General features: G+C 71.2%; 16 protein-coding genes and 1 pseudogene. 9 read left to right on the top strand and 8 right to left on the bottom strand.

Annotation, left to right across the window (positions count from 1 at the left end; genetic code table 11):
* Positions 1 to 9 precede the first annotated feature (9 nt).
* The 4 genes from A4X16_RS07755 to A4X16_RS07740 all read right to left on the bottom strand — a co-directional run bounded on the left by A4X16_RS07755 (position 10) and on the right by A4X16_RS07740 (position 4,074).
* Entirely contained in the window at positions 10 to 852 is an 843-nt protein-coding gene (locus A4X16_RS07755) for a polyphosphate kinase 2 family protein (RefSeq protein ID WP_067118884.1), read from the bottom strand.
* A 49-nt stretch (positions 853 to 901) separates the two neighbouring features.
* Complete coding sequence (menD, locus tag A4X16_RS07750; protein WP_067118881.1) at positions 902 to 2,566, bottom strand: 2-succinyl-5-enolpyruvyl-6-hydroxy-3-cyclohexene-1-carboxylic-acid synthase; 1,665 nt, start codon at positions 2,564 to 2,566, stop codon at positions 902 to 904.
* Entirely contained in the window at positions 2,563 to 2,913 is a 351-nt protein-coding gene (locus A4X16_RS07745) for a PLD nuclease N-terminal domain-containing protein (protein ID WP_067118878.1), read from the bottom strand. Before A4X16_RS07745 ends, menD begins: the two co-directional genes overlap by 4 nt.
* Before the next feature lie 90 nt (positions 2,914 to 3,003).
* A complete protein-coding gene (locus A4X16_RS07740; protein ID WP_067118875.1) occupies positions 3,004 to 4,074 on the bottom strand; it encodes a PQQ-dependent sugar dehydrogenase in 1,071 nt (356 codons plus the stop codon).
* 107 nt (positions 4,075 to 4,181) lie between these two features.
* On the opposite strand from A4X16_RS07740, the gene A4X16_RS07735 reads away from it, so the two are divergent.
* The 5 genes from A4X16_RS07735 (at position 4,182) to A4X16_RS17775 (ending at position 9,472) form a co-directional block, all read left to right on the top strand.
* Positions 4,182 to 4,859 carry a hypothetical protein gene (locus A4X16_RS07735; RefSeq protein ID WP_067118872.1) on the top strand — a complete coding sequence of 226 codons (678 nt, stop codon included), beginning with the start codon at positions 4,182 to 4,184 and terminating at the stop codon, positions 4,857 to 4,859.
* 4 nt (positions 4,860 to 4,863) lie between these two features.
* A complete protein-coding gene (locus A4X16_RS07730; RefSeq protein ID WP_067118870.1) occupies positions 4,864 to 6,945 on the top strand; it encodes a bifunctional lysylphosphatidylglycerol flippase/synthetase MprF in 2,082 nt (693 codons plus the stop codon).
* A gap of 3 nt (positions 6,946 to 6,948) precedes the next feature.
* Positions 6,949 to 8,157, top strand: a complete 1,209-nt coding sequence (locus tag A4X16_RS07725; protein ID WP_067118867.1) for an alpha/beta hydrolase family protein — start codon at positions 6,949 to 6,951, stop codon at positions 8,155 to 8,157.
* 169 nt (positions 8,158 to 8,326) lie between these two features.
* Positions 8,327 to 9,136: an SDR family oxidoreductase gene (locus tag A4X16_RS07720; protein WP_067118864.1), complete on the top strand. Its 810-nt coding sequence runs from the start codon at positions 8,327 to 8,329 to the stop codon at positions 9,134 to 9,136.
* 78 nt (positions 9,137 to 9,214) lie between these two features.
* Positions 9,215 to 9,472: a hypothetical protein gene (locus A4X16_RS17775; RefSeq protein WP_157560032.1), complete on the top strand. Its 258-nt coding sequence runs from the start codon at positions 9,215 to 9,217 to the stop codon at positions 9,470 to 9,472.
* Between the two features lie 87 nt (positions 9,473 to 9,559).
* On the opposite strand, the gene A4X16_RS07715 is transcribed toward A4X16_RS17775, so the two are convergent.
* Complete coding sequence (locus A4X16_RS07715; protein ID WP_067118861.1) at positions 9,560 to 10,036, bottom strand: DUF4279 domain-containing protein; 477 nt, start codon at positions 10,034 to 10,036, stop codon at positions 9,560 to 9,562.
* A 55-nt stretch (positions 10,037 to 10,091) separates the two neighbouring features.
* Here A4X16_RS07715 and A4X16_RS07710 point away from each other — a divergent pair, with 55 nt between their 5' ends.
* A complete protein-coding gene (locus tag A4X16_RS07710) occupies positions 10,092 to 10,310 on the top strand; it encodes a three-helix bundle dimerization domain-containing protein (protein ID WP_067118857.1) in 219 nt (72 codons plus the stop codon).
* 30 nt (positions 10,311 to 10,340) lie between these two features.
* Here the strand turns inward: A4X16_RS07710 and A4X16_RS07705 are convergent, their stop codons facing one another.
* Positions 10,341 to 10,700 carry a three-helix bundle dimerization domain-containing protein gene (locus A4X16_RS07705; protein ID WP_157560030.1) on the bottom strand — a complete coding sequence of 120 codons (360 nt, stop codon included), beginning with the start codon at positions 10,698 to 10,700 and terminating at the stop codon, positions 10,341 to 10,343.
* Between the two features lie 79 nt (positions 10,701 to 10,779).
* Positions 10,780 to 10,855, bottom strand: a pseudogene (locus tag A4X16_RS17770).
* 136 nt (positions 10,856 to 10,991) lie between these two features.
* On the opposite strand from A4X16_RS17770, the gene A4X16_RS07700 reads away from it, so the two are divergent.
* Positions 10,992 to 11,987 (top strand): hypothetical protein, encoded by a 996-nt coding sequence (locus A4X16_RS07700; protein WP_067118851.1) that lies wholly within the window; start codon positions 10,992 to 10,994, stop codon positions 11,985 to 11,987.
* Here the strand turns inward: A4X16_RS07700 and A4X16_RS07695 are convergent.
* Entirely contained in the window at positions 11,961 to 13,010 is a 1,050-nt protein-coding gene (locus tag A4X16_RS07695; protein ID WP_231880303.1) for a helix-turn-helix transcriptional regulator, read from the bottom strand. The genes A4X16_RS07700 and A4X16_RS07695 overlap by 27 nt on opposite strands.
* On the opposite strand from A4X16_RS07695, the gene A4X16_RS07690 reads away from it, so the two are divergent.
* Together A4X16_RS07690 and A4X16_RS07685 are read left to right on the top strand one after the other, a co-directional pair.
* Positions 12,957 to 13,841: an ATP-binding cassette domain-containing protein gene (locus tag A4X16_RS07690; RefSeq protein ID WP_231880302.1), complete on the top strand. Its 885-nt coding sequence runs from the start codon at positions 12,957 to 12,959 to the stop codon at positions 13,839 to 13,841. The genes A4X16_RS07695 and A4X16_RS07690 overlap by 54 nt on opposite strands.
* Positions 13,838 to 14,641 carry an ABC transporter permease gene (locus tag A4X16_RS07685; protein ID WP_067118847.1) on the top strand — a complete coding sequence of 268 codons (804 nt, stop codon included), beginning with the start codon at positions 13,838 to 13,840 and terminating at the stop codon, positions 14,639 to 14,641. Before A4X16_RS07690 ends, A4X16_RS07685 begins: the two co-directional genes overlap by 4 nt.
* Positions 14,642 to 14,649: the final 8 nt, after the last annotated feature.

The following is a 14,649-nucleotide window of genomic DNA, read 5'->3' as shown; positions in this document are numbered from 1 at the left end:
GGAGCCGGGTCAGCTCGCGGCGAGACGCCGCTTCTCGGCCTCGACGTCGAAGTCCGCCGCCGGCCACTGCGGATCGATGTGCTGCAGGGCGTCGAGCAGCAGCTCCTGCACCGCGAGGCGGGCGAACCACTTGTGGTTCGCGGGAACCACGTGCCAGGGCGCGACGTCGGTCGAGGTGCGCTCGAACACCGTCTGATACGCCTGCATGTACTCGTCCCACAGCATCCGCTCGTCGACGTCGCCGGGGTTGTACTTCCAGTGCTTGTCCGGCCGCTCGAGCCGCTCCATGAGGCGCGACTTCTGCTCGTCCCTCGAGATGTGCAGCATGACCTTGACGATGCGGGTGCCGGACGCCGCGACCTCGGCCTCGAAGTCGTTGATCGCGCCGTACCGTCGCTCGATCTCGTCGGCCGGCGCCAGGGACCGCACCCTGCCGATCAGCACGTCCTCGTAGTGCGAGCGGTCGAACACTCCGATGAACCCCGCCTCGGGCAGCCGCGCACGCACGCGCCACAGGAAGTCGTGCGCGCGCTCCTCGTCGGTCGGCGCCTTGAACGCGGTGAGCGCGACGCCCTGCGGATCCACGCCGCCGACGACGTGCCGCACGATGCCTCCCTTGCCCGCGGAGTCCATGGCCTGCAGGATCAGCAGCACCGAGTCGCGGGCGACGCCGACGCGACTCTCGGCGAACAGCCGCTCCTGCAGCTCGGTGAGCTCGTCGAGCCCCGCCTCGAGATCCTCGGCCCCCTCGGCCTTGCCGCCGTGATACCCCGGCGTGCTCTCGGGATCGACGTCGGCGAGCCGGAAGCCGTCGCCTGCCTGCAGAGTCTTCGCCCACGCGTGCGCATTCATGCGTTCATCCTGCCGAAGCGGCTCAGCCTCTGACAACGCCCTGGCGGGATCAGCGCGCGAGAGGAACCTCGATGAGCTGACGCCCACCGGCGGGCGTCGTCAGCACCTGGTCGAGCGCCGTGCGCGTGGTGACCCGCTGGTACTCCCAGCCGTAGGCGAGAGCGATCTGCTCGATGCGCACGGTGTGCGGCGTGTAGAAGGCGCGGTCGAGGTCGGCGCGGGGCGCGGTGCTCGCGACCTCCAGGCCGTCGAAGATCGTGCCCCCGCCGTCGTTGCCGACGATGACCTGCAGTCGCGGCTCCGTCTCGTCGGGCGGCAGCAGCAGGGCGCCCACGTCGTGCAGGAACGCGAGGTCGCCGAGCAGCACCCGGGTCACGCCCGGCGCCCCGGCCGCCTGGCTGGCGAGCGCGATGCCCGTCGCGGTGGCGATCGTGCCGTCGATACCGGCGAGTCCCCGGTTGGCGTGCACGGGGACCTTCTTGCCGCCCAGCACCGCGTCCGCCACGCGCACGAGGCGCGATGAGCCGAACACGAGGCGGTCATGCGGCCAGGTCGCGCGCCAGACGGCGTCTGCGAGCAGCTCCCGATCGAGAGGTCGCCGCACGGCCGCCAACTCGGCCCTGACCGCGTCGCGGCGGGCGGAGAAGTCGGTCGATGCGAGCGCGTCGGGGTCGGGCGCGCTCTCGGTGAGGTCGACGGCGTGCGCCGCGGATGCCGACATCCAGGCGCCGAGCCACTCCCGGTCGGCCGGCCCCTCGGCGACGACGACGGATGCCGCCGGGGTCGTGCGGCCGTTGAGGTCGAGGTCCTCCCCGCCCCGGCGCACCGCGATCACCTCGACGTCGGCGCGCGCCAGGAGCCTCGCCGCCTCGCGGCTGAGTGTGGGATGGCCGAGCACCACGGCGCGCTCGACGCGGCCGCCGAGGCGGGGGTCGGCCAGCAGCGCACGGTAGCCGTGCACGACCTGGCGTCCGAATCGGGCGCCGCTGACGATCTCGGCGATGAGCGGCCACGAGCCGGAGTGCGCGATCTCCTCCGCGTCCGGACCGGCGTCCGCACCCGCGATGACCACGGTGCGAGGGCCGCGCTCGAGGAGGAGCGGTTCGCCGGCGGCCCGACGCGGAGCATCCCCCGGCACGACGGCGATCGCCGGGAGGGAGCCGGACAGCGGCTCGCGCGACGGCAGGTTCAGGTGCACGGGTCCGGCGACGTCGGCGTGACCGTGCGCAGCATCCGCTCCCATGGCGACCTCGACCGCGTGGCGGCCGAGGCCCTCCCAGGAGCCGTCGCCGGGGACCGGCGCATCGATCTGCTCGCGCACCCAGGCGGCGAACATGCCGGGCTGGATGGTCGCCTGGTTGGCACCGACACCGCGGAGCTCCGGCGGGCGGTCGGCGGTGAGCAGCAGCAGGGGCACACCGGAGTGGAACGCCTCCATCGCGGCGGGGAGCAGGTTGGCGGCGGCGGTGCCCGACGTGCAGAGCACGGCCGCGGGAACGCCGCTCTCTCGGGAGAGGCCGAGCGCCGTGAAGCCGGCGACGCGCTCGTCGATGCGCACGTGCACGCGCAGGTGCCCCTCACCGGCGGCATGCACCGCGGCGAGCGCGAGCGACTGCGATCGCGAGCCCGGCGAGAGCACCAGGTCGCGCACGCCGTGCGCGACGAGCTCTGCGATCAGGGATGCCGCGGCATCCGTCGCCGGCGACGACGTCACGGACGAGGGTCCGGCGTGGAGTCGCCGTCGGTCTCGTCCTCGAGGCGGGCGAGCTCCTCCTCGAGACGGCGGATGCGGGCATCCTGCTCGCTCCTGCTGATGCTGCGGAGGAACTGGGGGTCGTCGTCAGGGGCGACGATGCGGATCGCGCCCTTGTCGTTGGCGCGGCGGCGGCCGATCGTGAACCAGAGGATCCCGCCGATGACCGGGATGAGGACGACGATCGCGATCCAGGCGGCCTTGCGCACGCCCCGGTGCCGCGTCGGCGGCTGCACGGCGCAGTCGACGATGCTGAACACCCAGAAGACGGCGGCCAGGAAGCCGCCTACGATCAACAGTCTCGCCACCCCTCCAGTCTAGGCGCGCAGGAGGAGAGGGGCTCGGGAGAGCCGGTCGGAAGCCCTTCCGACGCCGGATCGTTAGACTCCGCGCCGGCGTCAGTCGACTCGGACGATCCGGTCGTCGCCCTCGCGCGGGCTGCCACGGCCGTCGGTGTTGTTCGTCAGCACCCAGACGTCGCCGTCGGGGGTGACGACGACGTCGCGCAGACGCCCGAGCTCGCCCGTGAGCCGCTCGGCGCTCGTGGAGAGGTCGTCGAGCGGGACCACGCGGAGGCGCTCGCCGCGGAGGGCGGCGATGAGGATCTCGGATGCGGTGACGGCGAGGCCGCTCGGACTCGCCACCTCCGGCGCCCACTGCTGCACGGGGTCGATGAAGTCGTCGTCGCCGGCGATGCCCTCGACCTCGGGCCAGCCGAAGTTGCCGCCGGGCTCGATGACGTTGAGCTCGTCCCACGTGTCCTGGCCGAACTCCGCGGCGTACATCGTGCCGTCGGCATCCCATCCGATGCCCTGCGGGTTGCGGTGCCCGTAGCTGTAGACGGGCGAATCCTCGAAGGGGTTGTCCTCGGGCACGTCCCCTTCCGGAGTGAGGCGCAGGATCTTTCCCGAGAGCGCGTCGACGTCCTGCGCGCTGTCGCGGTCGCCCGCGTCGCCGGCGGTGATGTACAGCATCCCGTCCGGTCCGAAGGCGATGCGCCCGCCGTTGTGGTTCCCCGCGGCGGGGATGCCGTCGGTGACCGTCGTGGGCTCGCCGAGCGAGAGAGCCCCGGCCTCTCCCTCGATGTCGCGGCGCTCCACGCGGTTCTCGTCGGCCGCCGTGAAGTAGGTGAACAGCTGCCCGTCGTGCACGGCGAGGCCGAGCAGCCCGCCCTCGCCCCGAGGCGCGACGCCGTCGATCACGGCGACCTCACGGAGGCCGCCGTCGGCGTCCAGCTCGAGCACCCGCGCCGAGTCGCGTTCGCTCACGAGAGCCACGCCGTCGTGGAACGCGATCGACCACGGCGCGTCGAGACCCTCGGCGATCACGTCCGCCGCGTCGGGCGCGGGCGGCGCCGGGGCGGGGTTCGCGGAGCAGGAGACGAGCAGCAGGACGGATGCCACGGCGCCGACGATCTCGGCACGCCGGCGGCGTCGCGCACGGGGCGAGGGCGTGGGGATCGGGGGCATGCCTCCATCCAACGCGGATCGCGGGTGCGGGGCAACGGCTCCGAGGGCGGCGACGACGGCGACGGATGCCGGTGTCGCGCGAGGGATCGCGGGTGCACAATACCGATATGAGCGAGCCGGAGTCCGACGCCGTGCTCGGGCGCCGCGCCCAGCTGCTCGCGACCGAGCACTGGGGCCTGCTCGCCGCGCGGAGCACCGCGCAGAGCGAGGTGCTCACCCGGATCACGATCTTCCTGACGCTCGTCTCGGCGGGTCTCGTCACGATCGGGCTGCTCGGACAGGCCTCGGGCTTCCGCGGGTGGTTCGGGGGCGCCTCCCTCGCGATCCTCGCCTTCCTCTCGCTGATCGGGTTCATGACGCAGGTCCGGGTCATGAACGTCTCGGAGGAGGACATGATGTACGTGGTCGCGATGAACCGCATCCGCGGCGCCTACGTCGACCTCGACCCGCAGGTCGCGGACGTCTTCCTCGCTTCGCCGTACGACGACCAGCCGGGGATGAAGCTCACCTACTCGTTCCTGCGTCGCCGGAGCGTCAGCATCCTCCTCGGCAGCTCCGTGATGCTGCTCATCGTCGTGAACGCCTGCGTGGTCGGACTGCTCGCGGGCTCGGCGGTCGTCGCGGCGGGCGGGGGCTTCGGTGCGGCCACCGTCGTGGGAATCGCGGCGGGCGCGCTGCTCGCGGCCGGTTTCATGGTGTTCGGCGGAGTCGGATTCCGCACCGCGTGGCGGCATCACGTCCCTCGGAAGACCACTCCCGGGGAGCCCCACCCGTCGCTACGCTGAGCGCATGACCGAGGCGCGCACCTCCACGCATCCCGTTCTCGCCGTCCTGCGACGGATTCCGGCGACGCTCACGATGGTCGGGCTGATCCTCGTGGTCGGCGTCGCGTGGCAGGGGCTCTGGCGGCCCTTCGAGGAGACCGAGCTGTTCCCCTTCGTCGCGTACGGGCTGCCGAACTTCCTCGAGGCCAGATGGTGGACGCCCCTCACCGGCACCTTCTTCGTGAACGCCCCCTGGGTCTACCTCTTCACCATCTCGGGCTTCTGGGGCATGGCGTATCTCGAGGTCCGCAGGGGAAGCCGCGTCGCGCTCCTCTACTACTGGGTCGGGCAGCTGTTCGCGATGTTCGCCACGGCCCTCGTGCTCGCCCTCGCGTCGCAGCTGCCCTGGGCCTGGGCGTCCACGCAGGCGCAGGCGCTCGACGTCGGCGCATCCGGAGGCACGATGGCCTGCATCGCCGCGGCCGTCGGGCTCTTCCGCCCGCCCTGGCGGGTCCGCGGGTGGCTCGTGCTGCTCGGCTTCGTCTTCATCTCGATGCTGTTCTGGGGCAAGGTCGCCGACCTCGAGCATCTGCTCGCCGTCCTCCTGATCCTGTTCGCCGACCGCAGCCTGCGCGTGCAGCGGACCACCGTGCGCGAGCAGCGGCTCATCGCGGTGATCGCCCTCCTCGTCCTCGGTGCCGTCGAGATCATCACGACCCTCGTCGCCACCGACGGACCGTTCGGGCCGACGGAGCCGGCATCCGGCGGTTTCATCGACCTCGCGATCGACCTGGTGGTCATCCTCGTGCTCGTGAACGGGCTGCGCCGCGGTCGTCGCTGGGCCTGGGTGCTGGTCATCCTGCTCGGACTCTTCAACATCCTCATCGGAGCGCTCGTCCTCACCCTCATCACGGTCTTCTCGCAGGCCGACGTCGATCTGCGGTGGGACGGAGAGACCGAGCTCGCCCTCGCGAACGGCGTGCTCTGGGTGATCACGCTCGCGTACCTGATCGCCGTGCGCCGGGCGTTCCGGGCGAAGCGGAAGTCGCTCCTCGGCGCGCAGCCCGCACCGGACGTCGGCGACGTGAAGGCGGCGCTGCGCGAGCACGGCGGGGGAACGCTGTCGTGGATGACGACATGGGAGGGCAACAGCTACGCGCGCACGGCCGGCGGGATCGTGGCGTACCAGCGGCGGGCGGGCGTGGCACTCGCGCTCGCGGATCCGATCGGACCCGCGGACGCCCGCGGCACGGCCGTCTCGGAGTTCATCCGCACCGCCGAGCAGGCGGGACTCGTGCCCTGCTTCTTCAGCGCCGACGAGGCCACGAGGGACGCGGTGCCCGCGACGTGGCGCAGTCTCGTCGTCGCGGACGACACGATCGTCGACCTGCCGGGACTGCAGTTCACCGGCAAGCAGTGGGCGTCGGTCCGCACGTCGCTCAACCGTGCGGGGCGCGAGGAGATGACGTTCCGGATGACCACGCTCAAGGCCGAGTCCTGGGGCGTGCAGCAGCAGCTCCGGGCCATCTCCGAGGCGTGGGTCGGCGACAAGGACCTGCCCGAGATGCGTTTCACGCTCGGCACGCTCGAGGAGGCGGAGGACCCCGAGGTGCGACTCGCCCTCGCCCTCGCGCCGAACGGCGACGTCGACGGCTTCCTCTCCTGGCTGCCGGTGTACGGCGGAGGCGGCGAGGTGCACGGATGGACCCTCGATCTCATGCGCCGACGCGACGGCGGGTTCGCGCCGGTCATGGAGTTCCTGATCGGGTCGTCCGCGAAACTGTTCTCCGACGAAGGCGCCCGGATCATGTCGCTGTCCGGCGCGCCGCTCGCCCACGACTACCCGCCGGATGCCGGGATGATCGCGGCGCTGAGCGATCGCCTGGCCGACGCTCTGGAGCCGGTCTACGGCTTCGGCTCACTGCACCGCTTCAAGCAGAAGTTCCACCCCCGCTACGAGACCATGTACCTGCTCTTCCGCGACGAGAGCGACCTCGCCGTGATCGGGCCGGCGCTCACGAGGGCGTTCCTGCCCGACGCGACGCTGCGTCAGTTCGCGGGGGCCGGACTCGAGCTCGTGCGCGGCGGGGCCGACGGAAAGGACTGACCGATGTCGCACCGCTCCGCACGGATCCACCCGTTCTCCGAGAACCCCGACTTCGACTTCGAGATCCGCGGCGCGATCGGTGGCAGCGTCGAGGGCGCCGGCGAGCCCGGGGAGATCCTCGCTGCCGTGGCCGGCATCCGCAAGGGCGATCACGACGCGTGGTTCGCCGCGTGGAAGGGGCTCGCGGATCGGATGATGACCACCGCGAGGGCGGCTGCCGCCGGCGGCCACGGCGTGAGCGCGGCATCGGCATTCCTGCGCGCCTCGTCGTACTTCGCGGTCGCCGTCAACGCGGCGAGCGCGCTCGCCGCGTCCGATGATCTGGCTCCGACGTTCGCACAGCAGCAAGCGGCCTGGCGAGGCTTCATCGCCCATGCCTCCGTCGATGTCGAAGAGGTCGCCATCCCCTACGCGGGCGATACCCTGCCGGGATGGTTCTTCCGTCCCGCCGCACGGGCGACGGGGACGCTCATCGCCGTCAACGGGAGCGACGGGTCCCTGGCGTCCCTGTGGGCGTCGTGCGTCGCGAGCGCTCTGCGGCGCGGGTACAATGTGCTCGTCTTCGACGGCCCCGGACAGCAGTCGCAGCTCTTCGAGAAGAGCGTGCCGTTCCGGCCGGACTGGGAGCACGTGCTGACACCGGTCTTCGACCACGTCGCGAAACTGGACGGCGTCGACCCGCTGCGGATCGCGGTGTACGGCATCAGCCAGGGCGGCTACTGGGTCGCACGAGCCCTGGCGTTCGAGCACCGCTTCGCAGCCGGGATCACCGACCCCGGTGTCGTGGACGTCTCGACCTCGTGGACGTCGCACCTGCCGCACGGTCTCGTGAAGCTCCTCGACGAGGGTCAGGTCGAGAAGTTCGACAGAGAGATGGCTCTCGGAATGCGGCTCTCGCCGGAGACGGCCCGGACCTGGGCGTTCCGCGCCCGCCCCTATGGGACCAGCGGATACGGTGAGACGATTCGGGCGGTACGGAGATACACCGCCGAGGACGTCGCCTCCGAGGTCATGACGCCGCTGCTGATCCTGTCGCCCGAGAACGAGCAGTTCTGGCCGGGTCAGGCCGAGCGTCTCGCGGAACTCACGGCATCCGTGTCGACGCTCATCCGCTTCACCGCCGCCGAAGGAGCGGACGGGCACTGTCAGCCGCTCGCACGCACCCTGACCGCGCAGCGCATGTTCGACTGGCTCGACGAGCGGCTCGGCTGACCGCGCTCAGCTGTCGCGGGGAGGCTTGCGCAGCTGCTCGACGTCGGTGCGGCGATGACTAGCGACGCAGACCATTCGCGTCAACCCGTTCGCCGGCGGGTGTCCGGCGACCTAGCGTTCGAGCATCCCGCACGACGACCCCTGCACGACGACACCTGGAGGAGCAGACATGAGCACCGACTTCGACGCCGAGGCACGGCGTGCGATCGTGACCGGAGCGGATTCGGGCATCGGGCGGGCGACCGCCGTGGCCCTCGCCGCCGCGGGGATCGACGTGGGCATCACCTGGCATTCCGATCGGGAAGGCGCGGAGCGCACGGCCGAGGAGGTGCGCAGTCATGGGGCGCGGGCCGTGATCGCGCAGCTCGACGTGTCGGACATCCCCGCGTGCGGCGATGTCGTCGACGGTCTGATCGCCGAGCTCGGCGGCGTGGACGTGTTCGTCAACAACGCGGGCACCGGTGCGCAGACGCCGTTCCTGGAGCTCGGCCTCGAGGACTGGAACCGCGTCATGGACACGGATCTCACCGGCGCGTTCGTCTGCCTCCAACGCGCGGCCAGGGCGATGGTGTCGGCCGGGCGCGGCGGGCGGTTGATCGCCGTCACGAGCGTGCACGAGCACCAGCCGATGGTCGGCGCCAGCGTCTACGACGCGGCGAAGCACGGCCTCGGCGGGCTCATGAAGGCCCTCGCGCTCGAGCTCGGCACCTTCGGCATCAGCGCCGTGAGCGTCGCGCCGGGCGAGATCGCCACGGAGATGACCGGCAACGACGACGTCGATCCCCACACCGTCGATCGCCCCGGCATCCCGCTGGGACGCCCCGGCGACGCCCGCGAGGTCGCCGCGCTGATCGCCTTCCTCGCATCGCCGGAGGCCGCGTACATCACCGGCGCATCGCTCGTCATCGACGGCGGGATGCTGCAGATGGGGCCGCAGGCCGGCGCCGCCATCACGGCTCACGACTGGCGCACGGTGTAGCGGAGCGCTCTTTCTCATCGGATCGATGTCGGAGCCTCCTGGCCGGGCTCGACCGCCTCCCTGAACCACGCACCACCCTTGCCTACCAGTCGCGATGCACTCCTGCACGCGCTGGATGAGGATGTCGAAGATGCCGACCGACGCCGTGAGGAGCCCGATCTGCGTCGGTCCCCACTGCACCGCGTCCAGCGCGAGCACACTGAAGTCGTTCGCGAAGAAGCCGAACGGCAGCGCCAGCAGGCCGAAGCCGATCAGGTGGCCGTGGAGCTCTCGGCGTCCGAACGCGTCGCGGAACACCGCGAACGGCTGCAGGTCGCGCACCGAGATGCGCGATGAGGAACACAGGCAGCTGCAGGCTCACGGCGGCGAGGGAGGCGAACAGCGCCGGCATGTCGCCCGCGGTCAGCCGTTGGATCACGCGGGTCAGGCGACTCCGGCGCCCGACGTCACGCCGGCGGCGTCGTCTTCGGCGTCGTCTTCGTCGTCTTCGGCGTCGTCTTCGGCGTCCAGATAGGCGGTCGCGTACACGTCGGCCCCGAGAGCCGCGACGCGGGCGGCGAGCTCCGCGGTCAGCACGAATCCTCCCTGGAGCGAATCGGAGTACGCGGACCACACGATCCGCGCCTCGCAGTCCGCCGGGAGGGAGGCGAGGCGTCCCTCGGCGGGTGCGCAGCGGTCGAGCAGAGCCCGGAGCGCCCCCGTCCCGGTCTGATCGTCGTCGTCGTTGTGGGTCGGATCCACCGAGACGTCCCAGAAGTGGTGCTCCGTCGCCCGACCGGACCGGAGGACCGTGCCGCGAGGGCGGACAGTGGTGGGCTCGAGTCGGAGGATCTCGGTGATCGCATCGGGGACCGTCTCCCGCGAATGGACGACGAGCGAGGCGAGGCCGGACTGGATCATGGATCGAGCGTAGCTTCTCGGCGCCGCCCGCCGTGGACGGGTGGAGAATCGATCCATGAGCTGCACGAATCCCGGCAGCGAGTTCGAGGCGCTGCTCTACATGGCCGAACGGCTGCGGCGCCGATTCCCTCAGTGGGAGGAGAATGCGCTGTTCGCCCTGATCGCCGAAGAGCTCGAAGCCTTCGACGGCGCTCGGCTGCGCGACTACGTGCCGGTCCTGGTCGAGCACAGGGTGCTCGCCCGACTCCGGTCGGGCGCCACTCGGACGGCCTGACGACGGCGGCGCTCGCCCGGACCGTGCCGGCTAGCCGTTCCGGAGATCCCCGAGCAGCGGACCGGTGTGCTGCTCGGACGCCCGGTCGACCTCTGCCGGATCGGGACGCTGCGGATCACCCGGGCGGGGATCGTCCACAGCCGGCCCGAGGTCGAGGTCGGCGACGGGCACCGGCTCGGCCTCTGCGCGGAGCTTCTCCATGACCTCGTGTTCGACGAGCACGGGGATGAAGTCACGGACACGTGCGTCGTCGTGGCCGTGCGCCGAGTCGCTCACGAGCGACTCGATGCGCGCACGGTCGATGTCCGGGTAGCGGGTGGCGATCCGGTCGATGGCAGCATCCATCGACGTGCCTTCGGCAGCCTGAGCAGTGGTTTCGGAGTCATCCATGCAGACATTGTCGGGCGCACGCCTCCGGGCCCGCTACCCCTGGACACGACGACGCATCGACGGTAGATCGCCGAGGAATTGGACGCGACGGCGGGAGTCGAACCCGCAACGCCGTCAGATATGAGCTGAGGCCCGGGACCGCCCGGATCGCCGCGATGGGGATGACGTTACCGGGCAGTGTTCCGGAACACCAGGATCGTTGCCCCGTCTGACCGAAAGCGTCGGCGGATGACGACTTTCGTCACGTCGCGTCGCGCGTCGGCGTCGCTACGGGCGTGTAGCGTCGCGGTCATGGCTGATGCCGACGACCGGATCCAGACCGGCGCAGCGACGACCGCGCAGAAGACGCACCGGTACCTGCGCCTGTCGCTCGTCCTCGTCGTCTTCGCGCTGGTCCTGAGCGTCGTCCTGCAGAGCGCGGTCGTCTCGTGGGATCCGCTCGTCCTCGGCTGGCGCCCGCTCCCCTCCGTCAGCCACGCTGTCTACACACCCGCACGCGACGTCTTCGTCGGCTCGCTGATCGCGGTCTCCATCGCTCTCCTCGCGCTGTCGGGGCGCAGCCGCGCGACCACGCTGCTCGACGTGTGCGCCGTGTTCGCTCCGCTGATCGCGATCGTGCCCACGGGGATCGCGCCGACGACGATCGGGCCGGCGGGCATCGCGGACGGGATCGGGGCAGGCGGGCTTCCGTGCCCCGGCCCGTCGGACTGCATCCCGTCCGACTATCTCGCCTCGGCGAAGGCGGGCATCGCCGTCTACGGGGTGACGGTCGTGGCGGTCGTGGTCGCGACCGCGGTCATACGCGTGCGGAGGCGGGAGCCGAATCGATCGGCCGTCGTCCTCTCTGTCGTCGCCCTCGCCACGGCCACGGTCGTGGCGGCGCTGGCCTTCGTGCCGGTGGTGAACGAGCGCTTCCCCTTCAACTTCTGGCCGGTGCACAGCATCCACTTCGTCGTCACCCTGGTGTTCTTCGCGCTGTTCACGGCGGTGCCGATCCTGTACGCGAGCGGACCCCTCGACGCACACGAGACTCCGCCGACTCCGCGGCAGCGCTCGATCTACCGGTGGATCTCGGGACTCCTCATCGTCGACCTGCTGTTCCTCATCGCCGCGGTCGCATTCCGCCAGGTGTTCGGCGAGACGCCGGCCGTGCTGATCGGCGAGCTCGCGGCCCTGCTGCTCTTCGCCGGCTTCTGGTGGGTGCAGACGTTCCAGCGCTGGAACGATGCCGACCCTCCGTCGATCGCCGCTCCCCGATCGTCAGGACCCCGCGCCTCGGAACCGTGACGGCGGCGCCGGAGCATCCAGCGCCCTCATGAGGCGGCCGAGCGCCTCCCGCAGCTCGGCACGGTGCGGCTCGGGGAAGTCGGTGACGTACCCGACGCCGGGCGGCACGTAGAACATCCCGTACACGGCCTCCCGCCAGTCCGAGCCGCCGACCGGCCAGCGGGTGCGGTCGTCGTCCTCCGCCGTCGCCCCGTCGGCCCAGATCCCGAAGAACTCACGCATCCGCTCGATCGGCAGATCCATCACGACGTCGGCCTCGATCTTCTGCGGCGACCACGAGGTGGCGAGCAGGATGCGCTCCTGCACCTCCTCCTCGCTCATGTCGCGCGCCGCGAACAGCACGCGCGTGTGCTCCACCGAGTCGATGCGGTCCACGCGCAGCGTGCGCCAGTCGTCGCGCTCGAGGTCCCAGCACAGCAGGTACCAGTTGCGCTCCGAGGGCGAGAGCACGTGGGGTTCGACCCGGCGGACGCTCTCGCGCCCCTCGCGGTCGATGTAGCGGATCCGGACCCGCTCGTGATCGCGCGCGGCGAGAGCGAGCTCGCCGAGGACGACCGGCGAGATCACCGGGGCCTGGCGGGTCGAGGTCGGCTGGACGGACGCGGCGAGCGCGTTCACCCGACGACGGAGGGCGGAGGGCAGCACCTGCTCGAGCTTCGCGAGGGCGGTGAGCGTCACCTCCGACCCGCCGACGAGCTGCTGCGTCGCCGCGACCCTGAGGCCGATCGCCATGGTCACCGCCTCGTCGTCGGTGAGCAGCAGCGGCGGCACCGCGCTGCCCGCCTCGAGCCGGTATCCGCCCGCGGCACCCGGCGTCGACTCGACCCGGTAGCCGAGCTCGCGCAGCCGATCGACGTCACGTCGGACCGTGCGCTCCGTGACGCCGAGTCGGCGGGCGAGCTCCGTGTGCGCGGCGAGCTCGTCGCGTTCCTCGGGCCCAACGGCGCAGGCAAGTCCACGAGCCTGCGGATGCTGACGACCCTCATCCCGCCGACGTCGGGCACCGCACGCGTGGTGGGCCACGACATCCGCTCGGATGCCGCCGGCGTCCGCGCTCGCATCGGCTACGTCGGACAGCTCACCAGCGGCAGCTTCTCGCAGCGTGTGCGCGACGAGCTGCTGAGCCAGGGCGCGTTCTACGGCATGAGCCGCCGCGACAGCATCCGTCGTGCGGATGAGCTCATCGGGTCGCTCGACCTCGGCTCCTTCGCGACGCGGACGGTGCAGCAGCTCAGCGGGGGCCAGAAGCGACGCCTCGACATCGCGCTCGGACTCATGCACGCTCCTCCCCTGATCTTCCTCGACGAACCGTCGACGGGACTCGACCCGCAGAGCCGCGCGAACCTGTGGGAGCACATCCTCGACCTGCGCACGCAGCACGGCACGACGGTCTTCCTCACGACGCACTACCTCGAGGAGGCCGACCGCTACGCCGAGCGCGTGATGGTCATGGACAAGGGCCGGATCATCGCCGACGACGGCGCGGCCGCGCTGAAGGCCACGCTCGCCGGCGATGTTCTGACGTTCGGCTTCGCCACAGAGGCGGATGCCGTGGCGGCGCGTCCCGTCATCGCCCGACTCGGCAGCGCGGAGGTCGCCCTCGACGGAGACTCCCTCTCGCTCGCCGTCCCGGACGGCGACCGCCTGCTGCCGGTGATCGTGCGGGAGCTGGACGCCGCCGGCATCCTCGTCCGCCGCGCGACCGGCGTGCCGCCCACCCTCGACGACGTGTTCCTCGCCCTCACCGGACGGACGCTGCGCGAGGCGGGCGAGGGCGACGCCGCGAGTGCATCCGACGTGACTGCCGACACGAACACCGACACGAACACCGACAAGACAGGAGTGCTCTCATGACCACCGCCCCCGCCGTCACCCACGGCACCGCCGACACACTCGTCCGGGCGAACCTCGCCCGGGACACGCGGAACGTCCTCACCCGCGAGCTGAAGCCGGTGCTCCGCGACCCGTTCACGCTGATCTTCAGCCTCCTGCAGCCGCTGGTCTTCCTCGGACTCTTCGCCCCGCTGCTGGTCGGCGGCTCCGGACAGCCCGTGGGCGAGACGCTGACGTGGTTCGTACCCGGCGTCCTCGTGATGATCGTGCTGTTCGGCACCGGCGCCACAGGATCGAACCTGCAGTACGAGATGATGACCGGCTCGCACGAGCGCACTCTCGTCGCCCCGCTCGCCCGCTCGTCGCTGCTGGTGGGCCGCGCTCTGAAGGAGATCGCGCCGATCGTCGTGCAGGCCCTGGTGATCGTGCTCATCGCGTGGCCGTTCGGGTTCGCGATCCACGTGCCCGGCCTTCTGATCGGTCTGGCGCTGCTGGCGGTCTTCGGCGTCGGCCTCGGCTCGCTCTCGTATTCGCTGGCCCTGGCGACCAAGGACCGGGAGTGGCTGTTCTGGGGCGTGCAGCAGGCGCTGATCTTCCCGTTGCTGATCCTGTCGGGCATGCTGCTGCCGCTCGACGACGGCCCCGACTGGATGCGCGCGGTCGCCGCGGTCAACCCCGTGAACTGGGTGGTGCGGGCCGAGCGCGCGCTGTTCGCCGGGGATCTGGGCGATCCGACCGTGCTGTGGGGATGGGTGTCGGCGCTGGCCGTCGCGGTCGTCGGACTCGTGGTCGGCGTACGGGCGATCCGCCGCAGCAGCTGACGCGGATC

Source organism: Microbacterium sp. H83 (assembly GCF_001650405.1).
GTDB lineage: Bacteria > Actinomycetota > Actinomycetes > Actinomycetales > Microbacteriaceae > Microbacterium.
This window is presented reverse-complemented; position numbering and strand designations above follow the sequence as displayed.